We start from the raw sequence: 23,300 nt of genomic DNA, 5'->3' as shown, positions 1-23,300 counted from the left end.
GCAAATAGCCATGAGCGAAGCGAACGCCCTCGTCACCGTGATCATCGCCTCGTACAACCACGGCCCGTACATTGAGGAGAGCATCCTCAGCGTCATCAATCAGACCTATAAGAACATCGAATTGCTGGTGGTTGATGACGGCTCGAAGGACGACAGCGTCGAGCGCATCACTGCCTTGCAGGCACAGTACGGTTTCGATTTCCGTGTGCAACAGAATCAGGGCCTGACCAATACGCTCAACGGCGCCATCGCGCGGGCCAAGGGTAGCTTGATCGTGCCATTCGGCTCCGATGACATCATGTACCCGGAGCGCATCGCGATTCAGGTGGCGTACATGGACGGCAAGCCGGAAGTGGGGATTTGCGCCGGCAACATCGAATTGATGGACGCCGACGGCAACCTCTACCCGGAAAAGCGTCAGCGCCGTGATGTGCCGTTCCGTCGTCTGGATTTCGACGACATGTTCCTTGAGCGCAAGCCTTATCCGCCAGCCCCGACCCTGATGATCCGCCGCGAAGCGCTGGACAAGGTCGGTGGCTTCGACCCGACGATTCGCCTCGAAGACCTCTACATCGAGCTGAAGGTGACGCGCGCCGGTTATTTCATCGATGGCTTGAACGTGGTGATGGCGCGCTATCGCAAGCACGCGACCAACTCGTATAAGAATCACCGCTTCATGATCGAAAGCATTCTGCGCATCTATGCGTTGTTCAGCGATCATCCGCTGTACGACGAAGTGCGCTACAAGTCGCTGAATTCGATGTTCCTGAAAACCGCCAACCGCAATCGCAAGCTGGCGTGGGAGCTGCTGAAGCAGATCCCGTTCAAGGCGTGGAACAAGAAGACCTGGCGCGGTCTTGGGCGGTTACTGTTTTCGCCGCAGGAAAAGGGCTGAAACAGCGGTCGCCCGCGCTTAGCGGGCGACTTTCTCCGAGAGCTGCTTATCGCCTTTCTGGCGCGAGCGAATCCACTGCAGTACCTTCTTGCCGGCGGCCATCCCCGGCAACTCGATGTACAGAAAGCTCAGGCTGCTGATCAGAATCAGCAGGCAGGTGCAGATCGCGATCAGCGGCAGATAGACATCCGCTTCCCGCGCGTCGAGATTCAGCAGCAGCGGCAGACGCTGCACCATCAGCCACAAGACAAAACCGTGCAGCAGATAGGTGCTGTAGCTGATCTCGCCGAGCCAGCGGATGCTGCGTGGCTTGAGCGCGCCGAACAGGTTGTTGCCCGACGCCACGATCACGAAAAACAATGACAGCAGGAACAGCGGCCCGGTCTTGAACGCACGGTTGAACGCGGTGAAGGCGATCACCAGCGCCAACACGGCAATCACGCCCGCCAGACGTGTGCGGCTCCAGGCCACCAGCGCAGGCTTGCGAATCCAGTACGCCGCGGCGATGCCACCGAGAAAACTGGCGAGGAAGTGCTTCTTCAGCGAGTGCTCCCAGCCGACCACTTGATACAGCGCGTAAATGCCGATCAGGCACAGCACCACTTGTACCCAGCTGCCGCGATAGATGAACACCATCCCGGCCAGTGGCAGCGCCAGATAGAAGAACACTTCATAGGCCAGCGTCCAGGTGACGTTGGAAATCAGCATGCCGGTTTGCGGGTATTGGTTGATGTCCGGACGGTCGAAGGTCAGCCACGCCAGAATCTGTTTGAACAGTGCGCTGCCAGGCTCTTTCAGTTCCCAGTTCTGCAAATGGAACACGGTGACGAAGACGATCAACATCAGCGGCAGGTACAGCGGATACAGGCGAAACACCCGCGAAATGCCGAATGCCAGCCAGTCGTGCTGACGCCCTTGGGTCAGCAGACGGTTCCAGAACAGGAAGCCGGTGATCATGAAGAACAGCGCAACGCTGCCCTGGCCGATCATCGAGTAGAAGTTGCTCGGCGGAAATCCGAACTCTCCGGTGCGCAGAAAGATCCAGGTAATGACGGCGTGGTGCACGAACACGCCAAACGCCAGGTAACCGCGCAGGCCATCGATGCTGGCATAGCGGCTTTCACCGGAATGCTGCAGGTGGCGGGCGATTTTCGGTACGACGCGCAACAAAAGCGCGGCGGATACGATGGCCAGCAGATAGGCTGCCAGCGCAATGAGGGGGTTGGTTTCGATCATCAATGAACTCGGGCCGCAGTGTTGCCGGCCAGCACTTGCCTGTGCAGATTATCCACCGCAGATTGCGACGCCATGACGGCGTAGCCCTGGAGTAATGCTTCGAAGTGGTCTTCGAACAACCAGCGTTTGTCGACGGTATAGCGCTGCATATGGCGCAAATTTCGCTGGCGCAGGGCCAGACTGAGCGGGCTAGGGTAAACGCGCAGGTCTGCCAGATCAATCAAACCGAACTCGCCATCCTCCAGTACCAGCACGTTGCCCAAGTGCAGCGAGCGGAAATACACGCCTTTTTCATGCAGTTGCGCCATGAATTTGCCAAAGCGCTCGACCAGCGCCTGACGAACGGCCGGTGCGGTAATGCTCTGCAATACCTGACGCAACGTGTGGCCAGGCAGCGGGGCGTAATGCACGGCGCTGCTGCCATCGTTGAGGCGATAAAGATTGAGCACTTGCGGGGTGGGAATGCCCATAAGGCGCAACTGCTCGCTGTTGACGGCAAAGCGCTCTGAATAGGGATTGAAGCTGCCCGAGGTGTACCAGCGGCGACGGCGGAACAGTTTGAGGAAACTGCCATCGCTCAAGCGCAGGACTTTCGGGCCCAGGCCATCTTCTTCGATCACTTGAGCATCGTTGCTCAACTGTTGCAGCCCGCTCGCACTGAGTTTTTTTATCGGCATGCTCAGCAAGCGTCGCGCACGCTGATTGATGCTCAGTGCCGCGATCAGTGCCAACGGGATCCACAGCAGAAACCAGTGTTCCTTGGGGCGCGAAATGATCCCGCCGCCTTCGGTGAGGCCGGCGCCGATGCCGAAGATCAGCAGCGTCGAGGCAACGATCAACAGTGGTTGTACGCGCTGACGCCAACTGCTCAGCAGGCCCCTGAAAATAAAGAACAGCCACGGCACCAGACCGACAATGCCGACGTAATACAGCACGCCCAGGACAAAGCTGTGTGGCTCCTGGAAATTGATGCCGACGCCGGGGTCGACGGACAACGTGGCGCTGTAACCATGTCCGATCCAGGGATGGTCGGCAATCATGTGCAGCACTTGCTTCCAGATCTCCAGTCGATAAGAGTCGCCGCGTTCGAGGATCATTTGCGCAAACAGTACCGCGACGGTGACGCCGCTAAGTGCCAGTCCGGCCAACAGTCCCAGCGAGCGGCGGTTCCAGCAGATGAAGCACAACCACAGCGCGGCCATGGTCAGTGCTACCAGCGGCGTCCTTGATCCGGTACCGATCACGGCCATGAACATGATGGCCATCGCTGGCACGCTCAGCCACATCATCTGGCGGCGTTTGCAGGTCATGGTCACGCTGAGCCAATAGGCGGCGAAAAATCCGAACAAGTGGGAACTGAGCAGCGGGTTGTCGAAAGCGCCACCGCCGATCAGGCGCATACCCGGTTGATACATGTGGGCAAAACGGAACAAGAACCAGGTCGTCGCGGCCAAGGCTACCAGCGCCGCGCCAAACAGCAACGGTTGCAGAATCTCACTGCGATAACGCACCAGCAGATAGGTGCCGGCAAACAGCAGCAAGGTGTGCAATGACGGTTTGAACATCCCGGCGAGGCCTTCTTCGCGCGGCCCCCAACTGAGACTGAGCAGCGCCCAGGCAACAAACACCAGCAGCGCGACGAAAATCGGTTCACGCAGCAACTCTTTGAGTTCGCGCGGACGCAGGCACAAAGCGATCAAGGTCGGAATGCTGAACAAGCCGTAAAACAGCTTGTGATGCAGACTTCGGCCCGGCAGGAAAAACAGCGCGCACAGGAGCAGGAAATAGCCGACGGGAAGTATCCACAGGCTAATGAAGTCGAAGACTCGATTGGACGTACTGCTGAAGCCGCGAAGTTGCATGCTGAGAGATTCAATCCTGAAGAAGTTGATCGACCATTCGGATGATGGCTATTTGATGCTTAAAAAGGTGTCTAACAATAACAGCCTTTCGCCGATTGCCAGAACCCCGAAGAAGCTGTGTTAAAGTCGGCGTCCTTATTTATCGACTCTTCGCGTGATATGACCGACTCCAGTCCTGCCGCAAGCCCCTCGAGCTTGAAAATCTACTTCCGCCTGCTCGGCTATGTTCGGCCGTACATCAGTCTGTTTCTGATCAGCATCGTCGGTTTTCTGATTTTCGCTTCGACCCAGCCGATGCTTGGTTACATTCTCAAGTATTTCGTCGACGGCCTGTCGAACCCGGAAGCCGTGCTGTTCCCGACCGTGCCTTACCTGCGTGACCTGCAACTGCTGCAGGCCGTGCCGTTGCTGATCATCCTGATCGCCGCGTGGCAGGGTCTGGGATCTTATCTGGGCAACTATTTTCTGGCCAAGGTTTCCTTAGGCCTGGTGCATGACTTGCGTGTGCAGTTGTTCAACAACCTGCTGGTGCTGCCGAACCGCTACTTCGACAAGCATAACTCCGGTCATCTGATTTCCCGCATCACCTTTAACGTGACCATGGTCACGGGGGCGGCAACGGATGCGATCAAGGTCGTAATCCGTGAAGGCATGACGGTGATCTTCCTGTTCGCCTCCCTGCTGTTCATGAACTGGAAGCTGACGCTGGTGATGGTCGCGATCCTGCCGCTGATCGCCGTGATGGTGCGCACTGCGAGCAAGAAATTCCGCAAACAGAGCAAGAAAATCCAGCTGGCCATGGGCGACGTCACTCACGTGGCGTCGGAAACCATTCAGGGTTATCGCGTGGTGCGCAGCTTCGGCGGCGAAGTCTACGAAGAGAAGCGCTTCCTTAAGGCCAGCCAGAGCAACACCGACAAACAGCTGCGCATGACCCGCACCGGTGCGATCTACACGCCGATGCTGCAACTGGTGATCTACAGCGCCATGGCCGTGCTGATGTTCCTCGTGCTGTACCTGCGCGGTGACGCTTCGGCCGGTGACATGGTTGCCTACATCACCCTGGCCGGCCTGCTGCCGAAGCCGATTCGCCAGTTGTCCGAAGTCAGCTCGACCATCCAGAAAGGTGTGGCCGGTGCGGAAAGCATTTTCGAACAGCTGGATGTTGCGCCTGAAGTCGACACCGGCACGGTTGAGCGCGATGCGGTCACCGGTCGTCTGGACGTGCGTAACCTGAGCTTCACCTACCCGGACACCGAGCGTCAGGTGCTCGACAACATCAGCTTCAGCGTTGAGCCGGGGCAGATGGTTGCGCTGGTTGGTCGCTCCGGCAGCGGCAAGTCGACGCTGGCCAACCTGATTCCGCGCTTCTATCACCACGACAAGGGCGAAATCCTCATCGACGGTGTGGAAGTCGAAAACTACAAATTGTTGAATCTGCGTCGCCATATCGCTCAGGTGACTCAGCACGTAACCCTGTTCAGCGACACCGTGGCCAACAACATCGCCTATGGCGATCTGGCCGGCGCGCCGCGTGAAGACATCGAGAAAGCCGCGCGTGATGCCTACGCGATGGACTTCATCGCGCAACTGCCTGAAGGCCTCGACACTCAGGTTGGCGAGAACGGCGTGCTGCTTTCCGGCGGTCAGCGTCAGCGTCTGGCGATTGCCCGTGCGTTGCTCAAGAACGCGCCGCTGTTGATTCTCGACGAGGCCACCTCGGCCCTCGACACTGAATCGGAACGGCACATTCAGGCGGCACTCGATCAAGTGATGAAGGGCCGCACCACGCTGGTGATCGCGCACCGTCTGTCGACCATCGAGAAGGCTGACCTGATTCTGGTCATGGATCAGGGCCGCATTGTTGAACGCGGCACCCACGATGAATTGCTGGCGCAGAACGGTTACTACGCGCGTCTGAACGCCATGGGCCTGGATGCTCCGGCTGAAGACATCGCCTGATAATGTTCACGCGGCCCGGTAGGAGCTGCCGCAGGCTGCGATCTTTTGATCTGTTTTCATAGAAGCAAGATCAAAAGATCGCAGCCTGCGGCAGCTCCTATAGGGAAAGTGCATTGCAGTCGTGGGACGTTGTTTGTATCCAGACCTTTACCCTTCTTGACCAAACCGGCATAAAACCGGGCACCGCGCTTGTTAAGGTTCCTCAACGAACTCTTACATCTATCGAGGGGGACATCCCCGTCGCGCGGGTATTCTCATGTTGCAACGCTATCTGTGGAAACTGCTGCCCAAACCGCAGCGGGCCTTCCTGCTTGGGCGCTTGTCGGTGGTTGATCGGCAGGTCGTGAACAAGTCGATGTCGGCCAGTCTCGCGTTTCCAAAGGCTTTCCAGCAGCACTCCTGTTTATTCATTCATGTGCCCAAGTGCGCCGGCAGCAGTGTCTGCGAAGCGATGTTCGACGGCTGGCGTCCGGGGCATCTGCCGTTGTACTGGTATCAGGAACAGTTTCCGCAACAATTCGCCACGGCCTGGAAGTTTGCCTTCGTGCGCGACCCGCTGGAGCGCGCGTACTCGGCTTTCGCTTTTCTGCGCGGTAATGAACTGAGTGGCCGCGATCAGGCCGCGCAGCAACTGGTCAGGCAGTACCGGGATTTCGACGATTTTGTCTTGCGCTGGCTGCATCCCGAGAACATTCCCCGGCAATTGCACTTTGCGGCGCAAACCGATTTTCTCACCGACTCGCTGGGCCATCTGGCGCTGGATTTCATCGGCTATCAGGAACATCTGCAGCGCGACTTTCAGTTGGTCTGCGAGCAGTTGGGTCTGGCCAGTCAGTTGCCCCACGTCAACAGCTCCCGGCAACGTCAGCCCATGCCCGCACGCGAGTTTTGCACCACGCGCACCCGGCGATTGGTGAGACGGGTTTATCAACGTGACTACGAGTTGCTCGGTTATGAATGAATCCCTGTCGCTGCCGTCGCCAGCGCCGGCTATTCGCCCTTATGGTCTGGCGCTGTCGCATCAGGCCCGCGCCATGATCAAGGGGCAGCGTCCGCGTTGCCTGTGGCTGACCGGGTTTTCCGGCGCAGGCAAGTCAACACTGGCCAATGCGCTGGAGTTGTATCTGCATCAGTTTGGCCTGCACACGTTTTTGCTCGATGGCGACAATGTGCGCAGTGGCCTGTGTCGCGATCTGGGCATGGGCGATGGCTGTCGTCGCGAGAACATTCGGCGCATGGCGGAGGTGGCGCGGCTGATGGTCGATGCCGGGCTGATCGTGATCGTCGCGGCCATCTCGCCGTTTCGCGCCGAGCGCGAGGCGGCACGCCGACTGTTTGCGCCGGAGGATTTTATCGAGGTGCATGTCAGCACCTCGTTGCAGGTGTGTGCGCGGCGCGATCCGAAAGGTTTGTATCAAGCGGTTCGCGAGGGCCGGATCAGCAACTTCACCGGCGTCGACAGTCCCTACGAGCCCCCGCTGAGTGCGGAATGCCGAATCGACACTGAAGCCCTTGAACTGCCCGAAGCCTGTCAGCAGTTGGCGGCGTTGCTGCTCAAAAAATGAACAGAAAACCCACCTGTTTCATCCTGTTGCAGCCTGCGCGCAAGCCGGCGCCAACCCTGTGTTAATATCGCGCCCCTGTTCATTTTGTATGTGGGTTGCTCCATGAAGTTGTCCATGCCGCGATTCGATCAAGCCCCTGTCTTGGTGGTCGGCGATGTCATGCTCGACCGTTACTGGCATGGTGGTACCTCACGGATTTCCCCTGAGGCGCCGGTGCCGGTCGTTAAAGTCGAGCAAATCGAAGACCGTCCGGGCGGCGCTGCCAACGTTGCCTTGAACATTGCCGCGCTGGGTGCGCCGGCGTCGCTGGTCGGTGTGACCGGCGATGACGAAGCCGCCGACAGCCTGAGCAACAGTCTCAAAGGTGCGGGCGTTCGTGCCCTGTTCCAGCGCATCGCGCATCAGCCGACCATCGTCAAACTACGGGTCATGAGCCGGCACCAGCAATTGCTGCGTATCGACTTTGAAGAACCGTTTGCCACTGATGCATTGGCCTTGGCCTCGCAGGTCGAAGACTTGCTCGAAGGCATCAAGGTGCTGGTGCTGTCGGACTACGGCAAAGGCGCGTTGAAAAACCATCAGGTGCTGATCCAGGCCGCGCGTGCCAAAGGCATTCCGGTGCTGGCCGATCCGAAGGGCAAGGATTTCTCGATCTACCGTGGCGCCAGCCTGATCACGCCGAACCTCAGCGAATTCGAAACCATCGTCGGCGGTTGCGCCGATGAGCACGAGCTGGTGAGCAAGGGCGCGACCCTGATGCACGACCTCGAGCTCGGCGCGCTGCTGGTGACCCGTGGCGAACACGGCATGACTCTGTTGCGCCCGGATCATCCGGCGCTGCACTTGCCGGCACGTGCCCGCGAAGTGTTCGACGTCACCGGTGCCGGCGATACCGTTATTTCCACGTTGGCGGCAGCGATCGCGGCGGGCGAAGAATTGCCTCACGCGGTGGCCCTGGCCAACCTGGCCGCCGGCATCGTCGTTGGCAAATTGGGTACGGCGGCGATCAGCGCCCCGGAACTGCGTCGCGCAATCCAGCGCGAAGAAGGTTCGGAGCGTGGCGTGCTGGGTCTGGAGCAACTGCTGCTGGCGGTTGACGATGCTCGCGCGCACAACGAACGCATCGTCTTCACCAATGGCTGCTTCGACATTCTGCATGCCGGCCACGTGACCTATCTGGAACAGGCGCGCGCCCAAGGTGATCGCCTGATCGTGGCGATCAACGATGACGCCTCTGTCAGCCGTCTGAAAGGCCCGGGCCGTCCGATCAACAGTGTCGACCGACGCATGGCGGTACTCGCCGGTCTGGGTGCGGTGGACTGGGTGATCAGCTTCCCTGAAGGCACGCCGGAAAACCTGCTGCGCGAGGTCAAGCCGGATGTGTTGGTCAAGGGTGGGGATTACGGCATTGATCAGGTGGTTGGCGCGGATATCGTCACCGCTTATGGCGGCACGGTGAAGGTGCTGGGGCTGGTGGAAAACAGCTCGACCACGGCGATTGTGGAAAAAATCCGCAAGTCCTGATGAAGGGCAATTGTGGCGAGGGGATTTATCCCCGTTCGGCTGCGTAGCAGTCGTAAAACCAGTCACCGCGATAAATCTCAATCACCGCGGTCACAGGTTTTGGGGCGGCTTCGCCACCCAACGGGGATAAATCCCCTCGCCACAAGGTTATGGTGAAACCTTCAAATCGCTTTGCGCGGTACGATTTTCTTCAGCAATTGCTTGGCCTTGCCGCGTAATCGCGCGAGGCCAGTCGTCTTCTCCGGTGGCGTCAGACCTTGTTGACGCAACCAGTCCTTCCAGCGAATCCGCTCATCGCGCACCAGCCAGCCCTCCTGACGGGCAAAGCTTTCCGCCAGATATAAACCGCGAGTACTCGCCGGGTACAGTTGATCCTTTTTCAGGGTGTACAACTCCGGCAACGGCTGACCGTCCTGCAACGGCATCAGGTACAAATCGGGCCGCTTGCGATCCAGCCGCGCCACCAGTTGATCGCCTTCCAGCCGCTCATCCACATGAAACAGGCTCAAGGATTTGGCTTCCTTGGGCACGTCCAGACGCAGGTCGTAAATCAATTGCAGCGACGCCGTCGGCAAATGCACATAAGCCCGTGGCCGTTCCTGCAATTGCAGATTGGCGCAGCGCACCGGTCGCGCTGAACCCGACAGCGGCGACAGGCGAAACGGCAGCGCTTCACGATAATGCAGGGCAGACGAGTAGGGCGCCGGCAGCCACGTATCGTTGAATCGGCCGCCGAGCCAGCCTTCCGGGGTTTCCAGCAAACACTCTTCAGCAATTTCCTGAATCGCCGTGTGCAGCGGAATGTTCAGTTCGTGCGCCGGCACATAACCGGAAATCAGTTTCAGCACCACGTCGCCGCGATCCTGCCGACGCTGGCGCACCAGCACCCAGTAATCGCGATTCTGCCAATGCAGGGTCAGGCGCACCGACACACCGAGGTTGGCCAGCTCCAGCGAAAACCGCTCGGCGTCCGCCACGCTCACCGGTTTGCGCCGTTGCAGGGTCTGGGAAAAATTCAGCGGCATGCCGACGCTCTGATAGGCCAGGCCTTCAGGCGTGGCTTCGACGAACAGTGGCAGGGTTTTGAAGTTGCTCGGGTTCTTTCTGATGAGCGTGCGCGGCATGTCGGCTCCTGCTTAATGCCGCGGGGCGGCGTCAGTGACCACGAAGGACTTGGGCTACGGTCGCAACGTTGTGGGCGAGGTGCAGCGGATTGATCGTTCCGACAATAGCACTGGCTACGCCTGGCTGGGCAAACAACAACTCGAAGCTGGCGCGCACCGGATCGACTCCCGGACTCAGGCAAACGTGACCGCTGGCCAGCGCCTTTTTCACCAGAATGGCTTTGCCGTGGGCAGCAGCATAGTCAATGACTGCTTTCTCGCTCTGTTCGTTCAGATTGTAGGTGACCATCGCGCAGTCCCCTTGCTCCAACGCTTTCAAGCCGCCCTCGACAGTTTTGCCGGAGAAGCCGAAGCCGCGAATCTTGCCTTCGGTCTTGAGCGCGGCGAGGGTCGCGTAAACTTCTTCGTGCTCAAGAATCGCCATATCGTTGCCGTCGGAATGCACCAGAACCAGATCGATAAAATCGGTTTCAAGACGTTGCAGGCTGCGTTCAACCGACATGCGTGTATGCGCAGCGCTGAAGTCGTGGTGCGACAGGCCATCGGCAAATTCTTCACCGACTTTGCTGACAATCACCCAGTCCTGACGCTGATCGCGCAGTAGCGGGCCGAGGCGTTCTTCGCTGCGACCATAAGCGGGGGCAGTGTCGATCAGGTTGATGCCCAGCTCGCGCGCCTGGCGCAGCAGCATCCGCGCTTCGTCATCGCCGGGGATCTGAAAACCGTTGGGGTATTTCACGCCTTGGTCGCGGCCGAGTTTGACCGTGCCCAGACCCAGCGGCGAAACCGTCAGGCCGGTGCTGCCCAGCGGGCGGTGGAAGTCGTGCAGGCTCGGAAGGCTCATGGCAGCAGTTGCTCCCAGGCAGGAACGCCCATCGGTGGTTTCGGCAGGGCCGGTAACGGTTCGCTGGCGTGGGGCTGAATGCCGTCGCGCTCAAGTGCAGCGATCACGCGATCAGCGAAGTCTGGCGCCAGCGCCAGTTTGGTCGGCCAGCCGACCAGCAGACGACCTTGTTCGGCGAGGAAGGCGTTGTCCGGGCGGGTCAGCCCGGTTTGCAGCGGTTCGGCACGGTCAACGCGCAAGGTCGCCCATTGCGTGGTGCTGAGGTCGATCCACGGTAGCAACTGTGCAATCTCTTTTTGTGCTGTGGCGATCTGCTCGGCGGGCTCACGGTGTACGCCTTCGCTTTCGGCGATGTCGCCGCCCATGTACCAGACCCACTGACCGTCAGCGGCAGGATGGGTGGTCACGGTGATGCGCGGTTTGGTGCCGCCGCCCAGGCAGTGCGCGTACAGCGGCTTCAGGCCCGGGCCTTTGGCGATGATCATGTGCAGCGGTCGACGTTGCATGGCCGGTTGGCTCAGGCCGAGGTCTTCAAGCAATTGCGCAGTACCGGCGCCGGCGCTGAGCACGATGCGTTGCGCACGGATTTCGCGGCCATCGACTTTCAGGCCAACCAGCACGCCCGCTTCCAGCAGCGGTTCGATGGTTTGTCCGGCGAGCAGGCCGTCACCGGCCAGATCGGCGAGACGTTCGACCAGACTCGGCACATCCACCACCAGTTCGGCGAGGCGGTAGACCTTGCCCTTGAAGCGTTTGTCTTGCAGGGCCGGCGGCAGTTGCTCACCCTTGACCTGATCGACACGGCCACGCACGGCTTTACTGGCGAAGAAACTGGTGAGGTTGCCGGCGAGGGTGCCGGGCGACCACAGATAGTGAGCTTCGGAGAGCAGGCGCACGCCGGACAGATCCAGCTCGCCGTCTCCTGCCAGCGCTTCACGCCAGCGGCGCGGCATGTCGGCGATGGCTTCCGAAGCGCCGGTCAGCGCACCGTGCAGCGCGTATTTGGCGCCGCCATGGATGATGCCCTGGGACTTCACAGTCTGCCCGCCACCGAGGCTGGCGCTTTCCACCAGCACGGTCGAAAAACCCTGACGGCGCAGACGCGCGTTCAGCCAGAGGCCGGCGACACCAGCGCCGACAATCAGAACGTCGGTGGAAATAACGGATGGCATGCAACGACCTCAGGTGTTCAAGACGAGGGCGCAGTATACAGACTCGGCAAAGCGCGGGATTTGTCGATGATCAACCGGACAAACACAAAACCAAATGTGGGAGCGGGCTTGCTCGCGAAAGCGCTGTGTCAGACAACATATTGTTAACTGACACACCGCCTTCGCGAGCAAGCCCGCTCCCACAGGGGGGAATTGCGTTACTTCAAATTAATGGCCGGCGGTTTTCGAGAACAGCTGGATGACGACGACGCCCAGTACGATCAGCGCCATCCCGAGCATCGCTGGCACATCCAGTTTCTGCCCATAAATAAATAGCGCCGCGACGCTGACCATCACAATCCCCATCCCCGCCCACACCGCGTAGGCCACGCCGACTGGCACCGTGCGCACCACCAGCGTCAGCATCCAGAACGCGATGCCGTAACCGACGATGACCAACACCAGCGGCAGCGGCGTGCTGAAGCCTTTGACGGCTTTCATCGACACGGTGGCGATCACTTCGGCGCAAATGGCAATGGCCAGGTAGGCGTAGGCGTTCATGGTTCAAATCCTCAAGGTGAAACGTTGCTTTACTGAGCCGGCATTTTAGAGGTTCACCAGATGGGGTAAAGTCATTACCTATCTGTTCTGAAGATGGGTTGGTGAGTCAGCATGCAGTGGAATCTGGATCAACTTCGGGTGTTTGTCAGCGTCGCCGAGCAGCGCTCGTTTTCAGCCGTGGCACGGCAACAGCGCAAGGCGCAGTCAGCGATCAGCAGCGCCATCGCGATGCTCGAAGACGACCTCGGTGTCAGCCTGTTCGAGCGTAGCAGCGGTCGCCAGCCGACCCTCACCGAAGCGGGGGAGGCGTTGCTCGAAGAGGCGCGGGAAGTGCTGCGCCAGTGCGAGCGCCTCAACGGTCGGGCGATGGCAATGATGCGCGGCCAGGAAGCGCAGTTGCGCGTGGCGCAGGATGAAGCGATGCCTTATCAGGCATTGGTGGAAAGTTTCGGCGCACTGGCCGAGCAATTCCCCAGCCTCGAAGTGCAACTGACCAGCGCCGCGCAAGGTGAGGTCGCGCGCAAACTGGAAGAGCGTCGCGCCGACCTTGGCCTCCTGTTCTATCACGACGAAATCCCCGAAGCGTTGGAGCGTCGAGTTCTTGGCAGCGTGGAAATGGTCACTGTCTGCGGGATCAATCATCCGTTGGCGACGCAGAGCTACGTCACATGTCAGCAAATGGCGCAGCATCGGCAACTATTGATGTCGACCCAAACCAGTGTCTACCCCGGCAACGAACCGGCCAGCCCGCAAGTCTGGCGCGCCGACAGCTACTACGTGATGGCCGAATGGCTGGTGCGCGATCTCGGCTGGGCGTGGCTGCCACGCCACGTCGTGCAGTACTCGGCCTATCAAGGTTTGATGGTCGAACTCGACAGCGAATGGACACCGCCGGCGCTGGTGGTGGAACTGGTCTGGCGCCGTGACGAGCCGCTCGGCCCGGCGGCGCGTTGGCTGGCGGAGCGTTTTGCCGTGCACTTGCGGGCGATCGGCGACAAAAGTCGATAAACTCCGCCGCCATGAATAGAACTCTCTACACCGCGCTGTTTTACCTGGGGCTGCCATTGGTGGCGATTCGGCTGTGGCTGCGGGCGCGCAAGGCGCCGGCGTATGCCAAGCGGATTGGCGAACGTTTTTCCTATGGGATGCCGACGCTGCAACCCGGCGGCATCTGGGTGCACGCGGTGTCGGTGGGCGAAAGCATTGCCGCTGCGCCGATGATCCGCGCGCTGCTGCAACGCTATCCACAGCTGCCGATCACCGTGACATGCATGACCCCGACCGGTTCGGAGCGGATTCAAGCGCTGTTCGCCAACGAGCCGCGCATCCAGCATTGCTACCTGCCGTATGACTTGCCGTGTGCGGCGGCGCGGTTTCTTGATCGCGTGCAACCGAAACTCGCGGTGATCATGGAAACCGAGTTGTGGCCCAACCACATTCATCAGTGCGCTAAACGCGGGATTCCGGTGGCGTTGGCCAACGGACGCTTGTCCGAGCGTTCGGCGCGCGGTTATGGGCGGTTCCGCAAACTGACGGCGCCGATGCTCGCCGAGATGAGTTTTTTCGCCATTCAGACGGAGGCAGAAGCGCAGCGCTTCCGTGATCTGGGTGCGCGTCCGGAAACGGTCGAGGTGACGGGCTCGATCAAATTCGACCTGACCATCGACCCCGCACTGCTGCAACGCGCCGCTGAACTGCGCGGGCAATGGCAGGCGCAAGAGCGTCCGGTGTGGATCGCCGCCAGCACTCACGAAGGCGAGGACGAAGTGGTGCTTGATGCCCATCGTCGTTTGCTGGCCAATCACCCGGACGCGTTGCTGATTCTGGTGCCGCGCCATCCTGAGCGTTTCAACTCGGTGTTCGAACTGTGTCAGCGTGAAGGTTTCTCCACGGTGCGACGTTCGACCGGGGCCAATGTCGATGCGCAGACTTCTGTACTGCTCGGCGACACCATGGGCGAGTTGCTGTTTCTGTATGCCTTGGCTGACAGCGCGTTTGTCGGTGGCAGTCTGGTGGCGAACGGCGGGCACAATCTGCTGGAACCGGCCGCGCTGGCGAAACCGGTACTCAGCGGCCCGCACCTGTTCAACTTTCTCGACATCGCCGCGCAATTGCGTGAGGCCGGGGCGTTGGCAGAAGTGGAAGATGCCGAAGGGCTGGCGGTGGAAGTGCAGCGCTTGTTCGAGTTGCCGCGTGATGCACAACGCATGGCCGACGCCGGGCTGGCCGTGATGCGCCGCAATCAGGGCGCGTTGCAGCGCTTGCTGGATGGCTTGGCGCGGCTGATCAAATAGTCGCTTGGAATATTACTGTGGCGAGGGGATTTATCCCCGTTGGGTTGCGAAGCAGCCCCAAAAACATTCAACGCGGTGATTCAGGAAAAACCTGTTCACCTGTATTGCGACTGCTGCGCAGCCGAACGGGGATAAATCCCCTCGCCACAGGGGATTCATTCCAGATTGTTTACGGGCGGGCCTTGAGTTGCTCTTCCGCAGCCTTGGCCAGATCCGGCGGCAGGAAATCCTTGTCCGGGTTGTAGTCGGCTTTCAGATAGCGTCGCAGATCTTCCAGATCACCCGGATTCAACGTCCCCGCCGCCTGCTTCAAACGCAGGTTGTCGAGGATGTAGTCATACCGCGTGTTGTTGTAGTTGCGCACCGAGGTGTACAGCTGACGCTGCGCATCGAGCACGTCAACGATGTTGCGCGTACCGACCTGATAACCGATTTCCGTGGCTTCCACCGCGCTCTGGTTGGAGATGATCGATTGCTTGCGCGCCTGTACCTGCTCGACGTCGGTGTTCACCGCGCGGTGCAGGTTGCGGGTGTTTTCGACGATCTGCCGACGCAGCGATTCGCGCTGTTGTTCGCTCTGATCCAGCTGCGCATACGACTGACGCACTTGCGAACTGGTCAGCCCGCCGCTGTAAATCGGCACGCTCAGTTGCAGGCCGACGGTGGTCTGTTCAACGTTGCCACCGTAAGGCGCGCCGAACGAATTCGGGTTGGCGAAACCGAGGGCGTCGTTGTCACCTTTTTCGTATTTGGCCACAGCATCAAGGGTCGGCAAGTGACCGGCCTTGCGCTGCTTCAATGTCTCTTCCGCCGAGCTGACGGCGTAGTTACTGGCCAGCAGATTCAAGTTCTGGCGTGCCGCCGTATCGACCCACGATTTAGCATCGTTCGGCGCTGGCGGCAGGATCGGCAGCGAGTGAACGATGCCCTGAATCGAGTTGTACTGACGGTTGGTCAGGGTGATCAGCGCTTCAAACGCATCATCGACCTGACGCTGGGCAACGATGCGGTTGGCCCGTGCGGTGTCGTAACTGGCTTGCGATTGCAGGACGTCGGTCTTGTCCGACAGGCCGACATCGAAACGCTCGTTGGACTGGTCGAGCTGGCGCTTGAACGCGGCTTCTTCAGCCTTGGTCGAGGCCAGGTTGTCCTGACTGCGCAGCACGTTGAAATAGCTTTCCGCCGATTGCAGGATCAGGTTCTGCTCGGTTGCCGACAGTTGCAGTGCGGCTTGCTCGTTGACGTCCTTCGCGGCTTGATACTGGAACCAGCGATCGGCGCGGAACAACGGTTGGGCGAGGGTCGCCTGATACGAATGCGCGCTGCGGTTGGCGATGGCTGAAGGCTGATCAATCGAGGTGCGCACGTTGGCGGTTTCGGCGCCGCCGGACAGGTTTGGCAGCAAACCTGCGCGGGCCTGTGGCACCACTTCTTTCTGTGCACCGTACTGGGCGCGGGCGGCGGCCAGATCGGCGTTGTTATCGACCGCTTCCTGGTAAACGCTGACCAGATCGGTTTTGGTCGACAAGGGCGCTTCTGCTGCCCAAGCCATTGCGTTGGACGCACAAGACACGGCAATAGCCAGTGAGAGTTTGCGCAGCATGAGGCGATCCCTAGCATTAATATTATGGAAATAATGTACGCGCCAAGGCTACGGCGCGGCCCCTGTAGCGTCAAGGCGCGGCAGGGCAAAGCGAGTGTAGTTGCGCAATCGGTTCACAACAATCGGCCAAGCCCCTGTATTTGCGCCATTCATCATGGTGTTTGCCGCGGTGTTGGCGTTCTTTGCCAGTTGTGTCTAGACTGGCCGGGTTCTTGTCGGGGTGCCTTGCTATGAGGCTGAGATCGAATAATTTCGGATCCCGTTGAACCTGATCAGGTTAGCGCCTGCGTAGGGAACAAGATTTCTCGTCACCCGGCGAGTCCTCTTGTGCTTCGTCCGGGAAATTGTTCGACAATCGAACGCTCGACGACGATGCACAGCACCAGTCCTGGTGCGTCCGTGCCTTTCAGGTTCTGCTCCGACAATCCACTGCCTGGATGCTGTCTGGAGAGCCCGTGATGACTACAAAATCAAAAAACGCGATCAACCTGAGTGACTCGGCCAAAGTCGACGAGCAATCGGTCAAGCCGTTCACCCGTTCGCAAAAAGTCTACGTTCAGGGCTCCCGCCCGGACATCCGCGTGCCGATGCGCGAAATCAGCCTCGACGTGACGCCGACCGATTTCGGCGGTGAAATCAACGCGCCGGTCACCGTTTACGACACCTCCGGCCCGTACACCGATCCGAACGTGGTGATCGATGTGCGCAAAGGTCTGGGCGATGTGCGTTCGGCGTGGATCGACGACCGTGGCGACACCGAGCGCCTGCCAGGCCTGAGCTCGAACTTCGGCCAACAACGTCTGGCCGATGCCGAGCTGACCAAGTTGCGTTTCGCCCACGTTAACAACCCGCGCCGCGCCAAGGCCGGGGCCAACGTCAGCCAGATGCATTACGCCCGTAAAGGCATCATCACCGCCGAGATGGAATACGTCGCCATCCGCGAAAACATGAAGCTGCAAGAGGCCCGCGCTGCCGGCCTGTTGACGCAACAACACGCCGGCCACAGCTTCGGCGCGAGCATCCCGAAAGAAATCACTGCCGAATTCGTCCGCGAAGAAATCGCCCGTGGCCGCGCAATCATTCCGGCCAACATCAACCACGTCGAACTGGAACCGATGATCATCGGCCGTAACTTCCTGGTGAAGATCAACGGCAACATCGGCAACAGCGCGCTGGGTTCTTCGATCGAAGAAGAAGTGGCGAAACTGACCTGGGGCATTCGCTGGGGTTCGGACACCGTGATGGACTTGTCCACCGGTAAACACATTCACGAAACCCGCGAGTGGATCATCCGCAACTCGCCAGTGCCGATCGGTACCGTGCCGATTTATCAGGCGCTGGAAAAAGTCAATGGCGTCGCCGAAGACCTGACCTGGGAGCTGTTCCGCGACACGCTGATCGAGCAGGCCGAGCAGGGCGTCGACTATTTCACCATCCACGCCGGCGTGCTGCTGCGTTACGTGCCGCTGACCGCCAAACGCGTAACCGGCATCGTTTCCCGTGGCGGTTCGATCATGGCCAAGTGGTGCCTGGCGCACCATAAAGAGAACTTCCTCTACACCCACTTCGACGAAATCTGCGAAATCATGAAGGCCTACGACGTCAGCTTCTCGCTGGGCGACGGCCTGCGTCCGGGCTCGATTGCCGACGCCAACGACGAAGCGCAGTTCGGCGAACTGGAGACCCTCGGCGAGCTGACCAAGATCGCCTGGAAGCATGACGTGCAATGCATGATCGAAGGCCCGGGCCACGTGCCGATGCAGTTGATCAAAGAGAACATGGACAAGCAGCTGGAGTGCTGCGACGAGGCGCCGTTCTACACCCTCGGCCCACTGACCACCGACATTGCGCCGGGCTACGACCACATCACCTCGGGTATCGGTGCGGCGATGATCGGCTGGTTCGGTTGCGCGATGCTTTGCTACGTGACGCCGAAGGAACACTTGGGCCTGCCGAACAAGGATGACGTGAAGACCGGGATCATCACTTACAAGATCGCGGCGCATGCGGCGGACTTGGCCAAAGGGCATCCGGGCGCACAGATTCGCGACAACGCCTTGAGCAAGGCGCGTTTCGAATTCCGTTGGGAAGACCAGTTCAACCTCGGCCTCGATCCGGACACCGCGCGTTCGTATCACGATGAAACCCTGCCGAAGGATTCGGCGAAGGTCGCGCACTTCTGTTCGATGTGCGGGCCGAAATTCTGCTCGATGAAGATCACCCAGGAAGTCCGCGAATACGCGGCCAACCAGCGGATCGACGCGGTCGACGTGGACGTCGCCCTAGGCCTGGCGGAACAGGCCGAGCGGTTCAAGAAGGAAGGCAGTCAGCTGTACAAGAAAGTCTAGCCCCGAGCGGCAAGCTACAAGCTGCAAGATCAGAAGCAGTCCGCGCACTGCTTCTAACTTGTAGCTCGCAGCTTGCAGCTTTTTCTCTGCTCCTTTTTGAGATAACACCCTTGAGCATTCAACCCAGCACTTACTCCCCCGACCTCGCCGTACCCGCCGACAAGCGTGTATTCGGTGGTCGCGATCTGTTTTCCCTGTGGTTCTCCCTCGGCATCGGCCTGATGGTTTTGCAGACCGGCGCATTGCTCGCGCCAGGTTTGGGCCTGTCCGGTTCGCTGTTGGCGATTTTCCTTGGCACGCTGGTCGGCGTGCTGCTGCTGGCCGCCGTTGGCGTGATCGGCAGCGACACCGGCCTGTCGTCGATGGCCGCGCTGAAGCTCAGCCTCGGCAGCAAAGGCGCGAGCCTGCCGGCGCTGCTCAACCTGCTGCAACTGATCGGTTGGGGCTCGTTTGAAATCATCGTTATGCGCGACGCTGCCAGCCTGCTCGGTACCCGCGCGTTCAGCGAAGGTTCGTTGTGGTCGAACCCGATGTTGTGGACGCTGTTTTTCGGCGCTCTCGCGACGTTGCTGGCGGTCAGTGGCCCGTTGACCTTCGTGCGGCAGATCCTGCGCAAGTGGGGCATCTGGTTGTTGCTCGCCGCGTGCATCTGGCTGACCTGGAACCTGTTTGCCAAAGCCGATCTGGTCGATCTTTGGTCGCGCGCCGGTGACGGTTCGATGCCATTCGCCGTGGGCTTCGACATTGCCATCGCGATGCCGCTGTCGTGGCTGCCGCTGATCGCCGATTACTCGCGTTTCGGCAAGCGTGCGAAGAATGTGTTCGGTGGCACTGCGGTCGGTTTCTTCATCGGCAATTTCTGGCTGATGAGCCTTGGCGTCGCCTACACCCTGGCCTTCGCGCCAAGCGGTGAAGTCAACGCGCTGCTGTTGGCCTTGGCTGGCGCCGGTCTGGGCATTCCGCTGTTGTTGATTCTGTTGGACGAGTCGGAAAACGCCTTCGCCGACATTCACTCGGCAGCGGTTTCGAGCGGGATTCTGTTGCGCCTGAAAGTCGAGCATCTGGCCTTGGCCATCGGCGTGATCTGCACGCTGATCGCCTTGCTGGCGCCGTTGGCGCAGTACCAGAATTTTCTGCTGTTGATCGGTTCGGTGTTTGCGCCGCTGTTCGGCGTGGTGCTGGTGGATCACTTCATTCTGCGCAAGCGCAGTGCTCAGGTCGCGTCAGCCGCATTGCGCTGGCCGGCGTTGTTGGCGTGGCTGGGTGGCGTGAGCACCTACCATTTGCTGGCGAATCTGTATCCGGATATCGGCGCAACCCTGCCGGCGCTGGTGCTGGCAGGGCTGTTGCAGCTAGTGCTGGGTCGGGCCTTCAGTTACGGCCGGGAAACAGCTCAGGCTTGAGAATGCCGTTCAGACGCGGATAAGGAATCTTCAGTTCGACGTGGCCCAGCGCGTAAGGCGCAATAGTGGTCACGTCGTACTTGAGGATCACGCCGCCATAGGTCAGCGCCACGTTCGGGGTTTTCACGAACGGCCAGTTCCTCACGAACTCCGCTTCCTGATCGAGCTTGGTGCTGATCAACCAACTGTTGTGCGCAACCTGCGCCGCTTTCCAGAATGCGTCTTCCTGACCCGGCAGCAACATGTCGGACAGGTTCAGCACCTTGTGCTGCTGGCGCGAATAGTTGATGAAACCGCGACCCGGATTGCCATGCGCGCCGCCGGTGTCGAGGTAGCTCGACAACTCGATGATCACCAAGCCGTCATGCTGCTCACGTACTTTCGCTTGCAGGTAGCTGCTGTTGCGCGGGCCGGCACTGGCCAGAAACTGATCGCGATAAGCCGCCAGGGTCGGCGCTACCGGGGCATTTTTCTCGGTGCGGGTCATTTGCAGCAGACGTTTTTCGATGATGCCGTCCAGTGCAGGTTCGGCCGGAAAGCGCAGGGTGTCGATGTTCACCAGCGGACAATCCGGGTTGGAACAGCCAGGTTTCAACTGTTCGGATGCGTCGCGAGTGGTCTCCAGCGGCGTGCGGTAGTTGGGCTGGAACAGGCTCGCGCAGGCGCCCAGAGTCAGGGCGATGGCGGCTACGGAGGCAATTTTGAAAAGCGACATAGGCGTCCTTTCGAAAACAAGGGAAGGCAAAAAGTTACCGCTTCGACTCTCAACGAGGCAGTCAGTTCGCCACTAAGCTAATTAGAGTGGGTTTCGCCTCCACCGTCCATCCCGCTGACGGTAAAGGGGCTGCATCAAACCGTTCGGGCGCGTTAGGATGGCGCGAAGTCGAGGTTGCCAATCAAGCAGCGCAGCCTCGTAATGGAATTGCAGTAAAGAGGATGCTCATGACTGATTTTGCCAACGCCATTCCGACCGCCGTCGATATCGTGCGGCGCGAAAAATGCTACGAGGGCTTTTACAAGCTCGACCGCGTGCACCTGCGCCATGAATTGTTCGCCGGTGGCATGAGCCGCGAAATCAACCGTGAAATCTTCGTGCGTCACGATGCTGTGTGCATGCTGCCTTACGATCCGCAGCGCGACGAAGTGGTGCTGATCGAGCAGTTTCGCATCGGCGCCATGGGCAAGACCGACAACCCGTGGCTGGTCGAGCTGGTCGCTGGTCTGATCGACAAGGATGAACAACCGGAAGAAGTTGCTCACCGCGAGGCGCAGGAGGAAGCTGGGCTGGACATCAAGGCCCTGTGGCCGATGACCAAATATTTCCCGTCGCCGGGCGGCAGCAACGAGTTCGTGCATTTGTACTTGGGGCGTTGCAGCACCGAAGGCGCAGGCGGCCTGCATGGCCTGGAAGAAGAGGCAGAAGATATCCGCGTCACGGTCTGGGCCTTTGAAGATGCCTTGCAGGCCGTCCGTGACGGACGCATTGCCAACGCGGCGAGCATCATCGCCTTGCAGTGGCTGGCGCTGAACCGCGCCGAAGTGAGGGGGTTATGGTTGTAAACAAGTTGCGCGATCGTTATCGAGTCGACCTCGCGGGGCTGCAAGCCGCCTGCGAGGCCAACTACGCGCGCCTGATGCGGCTGGTGCCGGACATGCGCAACGACCCCGAAGCGCGGCGCATCGCCGTGACCCAGGGCGAGCAGATGCTCGGCGTGCTGGCCCTCGAAGTGCTGCAAACCTGCCCGTACACCACCACTTTGCAAGTGCGTCAGGAACACAGCCTGCCGTGGCTGCCGGTGCCGCAACTGGAAGTGCAGGTCTATCACGACGCGCGCATGGCCGAAGTGGTCAGCGCTGAACATGCACGACGCTTTCGCGGCATCTATCCTTACCCGAATGCCGCGATGCATCAGCCGGATGAAAAGGCTCAGCTCAATCTGTTCCTGGGGGAATGGCTGAGTCATTGCCTGGCGCTGGGGCACGAGTACGAAGTCGTACGCTAGTTGTGAACTGCGTCCGGTTCACCGCTTTCCTCTTTTACTGATCCCCCAGCATAATTGCGGCACTTGATCGATTCCGTGCTTTTGCCTTGGGAGAACGCCTTGCCGAGCGTATCCACGTTGACCCCCGCCGATGCGGCGTTGCTGGTGCAGTTGTCCGACAGCCATCTGTTCGCCGAGGCGGACGGTTCGCTGCTGGGCATGAACACCCGCGAGAGCCTGCAAAAGGTCATCGAACTGGTACTGGGGCAACAGCCGCAGATCGACCTGATTCTGGCCACCGGGGATATTTCCCAGGACGGCACGCTGGAGTCGTATCAACAGTTTCGCCAGATGAGCGCGCAGATCGATGCGCCCGCGCGCTGGATTCCCGGTAATCACGATGAACCGCAGATCATGGCGGTTGCCGCCGTGCAAAGCGCATTGCTGGAACCGATTGTGGACATCGGCAACTGGCGGGTGACGATGCTGGATTCGGCGGTGCCGGGTTCGGTGCCGGGGTATTTGCAAGACGATCAATTGCAGCTGCTGGCCCGTTCGCTGAGCGAAGCGCCGGAGCGGCATCATCTGGTGTGCTTTCACCATCATCCGGTATCGATTGGGTGCGCGTGGATGGAGCCAATTGGTTTGCGCAATCCGGAGGCGTTTTTCGAGGTGCTGGATCGTTTCCCCCAGGCCCGCGCGGTGTTGTGGGGGCATGTGCATCAGGAGATTGATCGCGAGCGTAATGGCGTGCGGCTGATGGCTTCGCCGTCGACGTGCATTCAGTTTGAGCCGGGCAGTGAGGACTTCAAGGTGGGGGAGCAGGCGCCGGGGTATCGCTGGTTGCGGCTGTTGCCGGATGGCCGCTTGGAAACCGGCGTCGAACGCGTCACCGGTTTCGCCTACACAGTCGATTACGGCTCCGAAGGCTACTGAGACCACACTG

At 60.0% G+C, this 23,300-nt stretch carries 20 protein-coding genes and 1 riboswitch; of the genes, 12 read left to right on the top strand and 8 right to left on the bottom strand.

Features of this window, described 5'->3' with window-relative positions; translation table 11 throughout:
- Positions 1-10 precede the first annotated feature (10 nt).
- Positions 11-895, top strand: a complete 885-nt coding sequence (locus tag ACZZ0D_RS21690; protein WP_463554830.1) for a glycosyltransferase — start codon at positions 11-13, stop codon at positions 893-895.
- An 18-nt stretch (positions 896-913) separates the two neighbouring features.
- Here ACZZ0D_RS21690 and ACZZ0D_RS21685 read toward each other — a convergent pair whose 3' ends face one another.
- Positions 914-2,131 carry an acyltransferase family protein gene (locus tag ACZZ0D_RS21685; protein ID WP_463554251.1) on the bottom strand — a complete coding sequence of 406 codons (1,218 nt, stop codon included), beginning with the start codon at positions 2,129-2,131 and terminating at the stop codon, positions 914-916.
- Positions 2,131-3,993, bottom strand: coding sequence for an O-antigen ligase family protein (locus tag ACZZ0D_RS21680; RefSeq protein ID WP_463554250.1), 1,863 nt, complete (start codon positions 3,991-3,993; stop codon positions 2,131-2,133). Before ACZZ0D_RS21680 ends, ACZZ0D_RS21685 begins: the two co-directional genes overlap by 1 nt.
- Positions 3,994-4,152: 159 nt before the next feature.
- On the opposite strand from ACZZ0D_RS21680, the gene msbA reads away from it, so the two are divergent.
- The 4 genes from msbA to hldE all read left to right on the top strand — a co-directional run bounded on the left by msbA (position 4,153) and on the right by hldE (position 9,044).
- Positions 4,153-5,955: a lipid A export permease/ATP-binding protein MsbA gene (msbA, locus tag ACZZ0D_RS21675; RefSeq protein WP_159811690.1), complete on the top strand. Its 1,803-nt coding sequence runs from the start codon at positions 4,153-4,155 to the stop codon at positions 5,953-5,955.
- Between the two features lie 256 nt (positions 5,956-6,211).
- On the top strand, positions 6,212-6,916 hold the full coding sequence (locus tag ACZZ0D_RS21670) for a sulfotransferase family 2 domain-containing protein (protein WP_463554249.1): 705 nt from the start codon (positions 6,212-6,214) through the stop codon (positions 6,914-6,916).
- Positions 6,909-7,520 carry an adenylyl-sulfate kinase gene (gene cysC / locus ACZZ0D_RS21665; RefSeq protein WP_212549870.1) on the top strand — a complete coding sequence of 204 codons (612 nt, stop codon included), beginning with the start codon at positions 6,909-6,911 and terminating at the stop codon, positions 7,518-7,520. Before ACZZ0D_RS21670 ends, cysC begins: the two co-directional genes overlap by 8 nt.
- 102 nt (positions 7,521-7,622) lie before the next feature.
- Positions 7,623-9,044: a bifunctional D-glycero-beta-D-manno-heptose-7-phosphate kinase/D-glycero-beta-D-manno-heptose 1-phosphate adenylyltransferase HldE gene (gene hldE, locus ACZZ0D_RS21660; protein WP_282356079.1), complete on the top strand. Its 1,422-nt coding sequence runs from the start codon at positions 7,623-7,625 to the stop codon at positions 9,042-9,044.
- A 161-nt stretch (positions 9,045-9,205) separates the two neighbouring features.
- On the opposite strand, the gene ACZZ0D_RS21655 is transcribed toward hldE, so the two are convergent.
- The 4 genes from ACZZ0D_RS21655 to ACZZ0D_RS21640 form a co-directional block, all read right to left on the bottom strand.
- The gene (locus ACZZ0D_RS21655) at positions 9,206-10,168 is read right to left on the bottom strand and encodes a metal ABC transporter ATPase (RefSeq protein ID WP_463554248.1); all 963 of its coding nucleotides are present in this window, start codon (positions 10,166-10,168) and stop codon (positions 9,206-9,208) included.
- A gap of 31 nt (positions 10,169-10,199) precedes the next feature.
- A complete protein-coding gene (locus tag ACZZ0D_RS21650; protein ID WP_463554247.1) occupies positions 10,200-11,012 on the bottom strand; it encodes an aldo/keto reductase in 813 nt (270 codons plus the stop codon).
- On the bottom strand, positions 11,009-12,184 hold the full coding sequence (locus tag ACZZ0D_RS21645) for an NAD(P)/FAD-dependent oxidoreductase (RefSeq protein ID WP_463554246.1): 1,176 nt from the start codon (positions 12,182-12,184) through the stop codon (positions 11,009-11,011). Before ACZZ0D_RS21645 ends, ACZZ0D_RS21650 begins: the two co-directional genes overlap by 4 nt.
- A 207-nt stretch (positions 12,185-12,391) precedes the next feature.
- On the bottom strand, positions 12,392-12,724 hold the full coding sequence (locus ACZZ0D_RS21640) for a DMT family transporter (protein WP_053116736.1): 333 nt from the start codon (positions 12,722-12,724) through the stop codon (positions 12,392-12,394).
- A 111-nt stretch (positions 12,725-12,835) separates the two neighbouring features.
- On the opposite strand from ACZZ0D_RS21640, the gene ACZZ0D_RS21635 reads away from it, so the two are divergent.
- Together ACZZ0D_RS21635 and waaA are read left to right on the top strand one after the other, a co-directional pair.
- Positions 12,836-13,732 carry a LysR family transcriptional regulator gene (locus ACZZ0D_RS21635; protein WP_053116737.1) on the top strand — a complete coding sequence of 299 codons (897 nt, stop codon included), beginning with the start codon at positions 12,836-12,838 and terminating at the stop codon, positions 13,730-13,732.
- Positions 13,733-13,743: 11 nt separating this feature from the next.
- Entirely contained in the window at positions 13,744-15,018 is a 1,275-nt protein-coding gene (waaA, locus tag ACZZ0D_RS21630) for a lipid IV(A) 3-deoxy-D-manno-octulosonic acid transferase (RefSeq protein WP_463554245.1), read from the top strand.
- A 169-nt stretch (positions 15,019-15,187) separates the two neighbouring features.
- Here waaA and ACZZ0D_RS21625 read toward each other — a convergent pair whose 3' ends face one another.
- On the bottom strand, positions 15,188-16,621 hold the full coding sequence (locus tag ACZZ0D_RS21625) for a TolC family outer membrane protein (protein ID WP_053116739.1): 1,434 nt from the start codon (positions 16,619-16,621) through the stop codon (positions 15,188-15,190).
- Between the two features lie 206 nt (positions 16,622-16,827).
- A riboswitch (TPP riboswitch) is annotated at positions 16,828-16,933 on the top strand.
- A 146-nt stretch (positions 16,934-17,079) separates the two neighbouring features.
- On the opposite strand from ACZZ0D_RS21625, the gene thiC reads away from it, so the two are divergent.
- Positions 17,080-18,969 carry a phosphomethylpyrimidine synthase ThiC gene (gene thiC, locus ACZZ0D_RS21620; protein WP_463554244.1) on the top strand — a complete coding sequence of 630 codons (1,890 nt, stop codon included), beginning with the start codon at positions 17,080-17,082 and terminating at the stop codon, positions 18,967-18,969.
- A gap of 110 nt (positions 18,970-19,079) precedes the next feature.
- Positions 19,080-20,372 carry a putative hydroxymethylpyrimidine transporter CytX gene (gene cytX / locus ACZZ0D_RS21615; RefSeq protein ID WP_463554243.1) on the top strand — a complete coding sequence of 431 codons (1,293 nt, stop codon included), beginning with the start codon at positions 19,080-19,082 and terminating at the stop codon, positions 20,370-20,372.
- On the opposite strand, the gene ACZZ0D_RS21610 is transcribed toward cytX, so the two are convergent.
- Positions 20,341-21,087, bottom strand: a complete 747-nt coding sequence (locus ACZZ0D_RS21610; protein ID WP_463554242.1) for an RsiV family protein — start codon at positions 21,085-21,087, stop codon at positions 20,341-20,343. The genes cytX and ACZZ0D_RS21610 overlap by 32 nt on opposite strands.
- Positions 21,088-21,314: 227 nt before the next feature.
- Here ACZZ0D_RS21610 and ACZZ0D_RS21605 point away from each other — a divergent pair, with 227 nt between their 5' ends.
- From ACZZ0D_RS21605 to cpdA, 3 genes are all read left to right on the top strand, one after another.
- A complete protein-coding gene (locus ACZZ0D_RS21605; RefSeq protein ID WP_053116743.1) occupies positions 21,315-21,932 on the top strand; it encodes an NUDIX domain-containing protein in 618 nt (205 codons plus the stop codon).
- Entirely contained in the window at positions 21,923-22,375 is a 453-nt protein-coding gene (locus ACZZ0D_RS21600; RefSeq protein ID WP_053116744.1) for a DUF1249 domain-containing protein, read from the top strand. Before ACZZ0D_RS21605 ends, ACZZ0D_RS21600 begins: the two co-directional genes overlap by 10 nt.
- A 99-nt stretch (positions 22,376-22,474) precedes the next feature.
- Positions 22,475-23,290, top strand: coding sequence for a 3',5'-cyclic-AMP phosphodiesterase (gene cpdA / locus ACZZ0D_RS21595; protein ID WP_463554241.1), 816 nt, complete (start codon positions 22,475-22,477; stop codon positions 23,288-23,290).
- Positions 23,291-23,300 lie beyond the last annotated feature (10 nt).

The sequence above is a fragment of the Pseudomonas sp. AC193 genome (assembly GCF_979258075.1).
This window is presented reverse-complemented; position numbering and strand designations above follow the sequence as displayed.

What these genes read in the sequence shown, in the direction of transcription:
- ACZZ0D_RS21635 (WP_053116737.1), top strand. Translation starts at nt 12,836, where the DNA reads ATGCAGTGGAATCTGGATCAACTTCGGGTGTTTGTCAGCGTCGCCGAG.
- ACZZ0D_RS21670 (WP_463554249.1), top strand. Translation starts at nt 6,212, where the DNA reads ATGTTGCAACGCTATCTGTGGAAACTGCTGCCCAAACCGCAGCGGGCC.
- msbA (WP_159811690.1), top strand. Translation starts at nt 4,153, where the DNA reads ATGACCGACTCCAGTCCTGCCGCAAGCCCCTCGAGCTTGAAAATCTAC.
- hldE (WP_282356079.1), top strand. Translation starts at nt 7,623, where the DNA reads ATGAAGTTGTCCATGCCGCGATTCGATCAAGCCCCTGTCTTGGTGGTC.
- ACZZ0D_RS21610 (WP_463554242.1), bottom strand. Translation starts at nt 21,087, where the DNA reads ATGTCGCTTTTCAAAATTGCCTCCGTAGCCGCCATCGCCCTGACTCTG.
- ACZZ0D_RS21655 (WP_463554248.1), bottom strand. Translation starts at nt 10,168, where the DNA reads ATGCCGCGCACGCTCATCAGAAAGAACCCGAGCAACTTCAAAACCCTG.
- ACZZ0D_RS21690 (WP_463554830.1), top strand. Translation starts at nt 11, where the DNA reads ATGAGCGAAGCGAACGCCCTCGTCACCGTGATCATCGCCTCGTACAAC.
- ACZZ0D_RS21600 (WP_053116744.1), top strand. Translation starts at nt 21,923, where the DNA reads ATGGTTGTAAACAAGTTGCGCGATCGTTATCGAGTCGACCTCGCGGGG.
- ACZZ0D_RS21680 (WP_463554250.1), bottom strand. Translation starts at nt 3,993, where the DNA reads ATGCAACTTCGCGGCTTCAGCAGTACGTCCAATCGAGTCTTCGACTTC.
- waaA (WP_463554245.1), top strand. Translation starts at nt 13,744, where the DNA reads ATGAATAGAACTCTCTACACCGCGCTGTTTTACCTGGGGCTGCCATTG.
- ACZZ0D_RS21605 (WP_053116743.1), top strand. Translation starts at nt 21,315, where the DNA reads ATGACTGATTTTGCCAACGCCATTCCGACCGCCGTCGATATCGTGCGG.
- thiC (WP_463554244.1), top strand. Translation starts at nt 17,080, where the DNA reads ATGACTACAAAATCAAAAAACGCGATCAACCTGAGTGACTCGGCCAAA.
- ACZZ0D_RS21685 (WP_463554251.1), bottom strand. Translation starts at nt 2,131, where the DNA reads ATGATCGAAACCAACCCCCTCATTGCGCTGGCAGCCTATCTGCTGGCC.
- cysC (WP_212549870.1), top strand. Translation starts at nt 6,909, where the DNA reads ATGAATGAATCCCTGTCGCTGCCGTCGCCAGCGCCGGCTATTCGCCCT.
- ACZZ0D_RS21645 (WP_463554246.1), bottom strand. Translation starts at nt 12,184, where the DNA reads ATGCCATCCGTTATTTCCACCGACGTTCTGATTGTCGGCGCTGGTGTC.
- ACZZ0D_RS21640 (WP_053116736.1), bottom strand. Translation starts at nt 12,724, where the DNA reads ATGAACGCCTACGCCTACCTGGCCATTGCCATTTGCGCCGAAGTGATC.
- ACZZ0D_RS21625 (WP_053116739.1), bottom strand. Translation starts at nt 16,621, where the DNA reads ATGCTGCGCAAACTCTCACTGGCTATTGCCGTGTCTTGTGCGTCCAAC.
- ACZZ0D_RS21650 (WP_463554247.1), bottom strand. Translation starts at nt 11,012, where the DNA reads ATGAGCCTTCCGAGCCTGCACGACTTCCACCGCCCGCTGGGCAGCACC.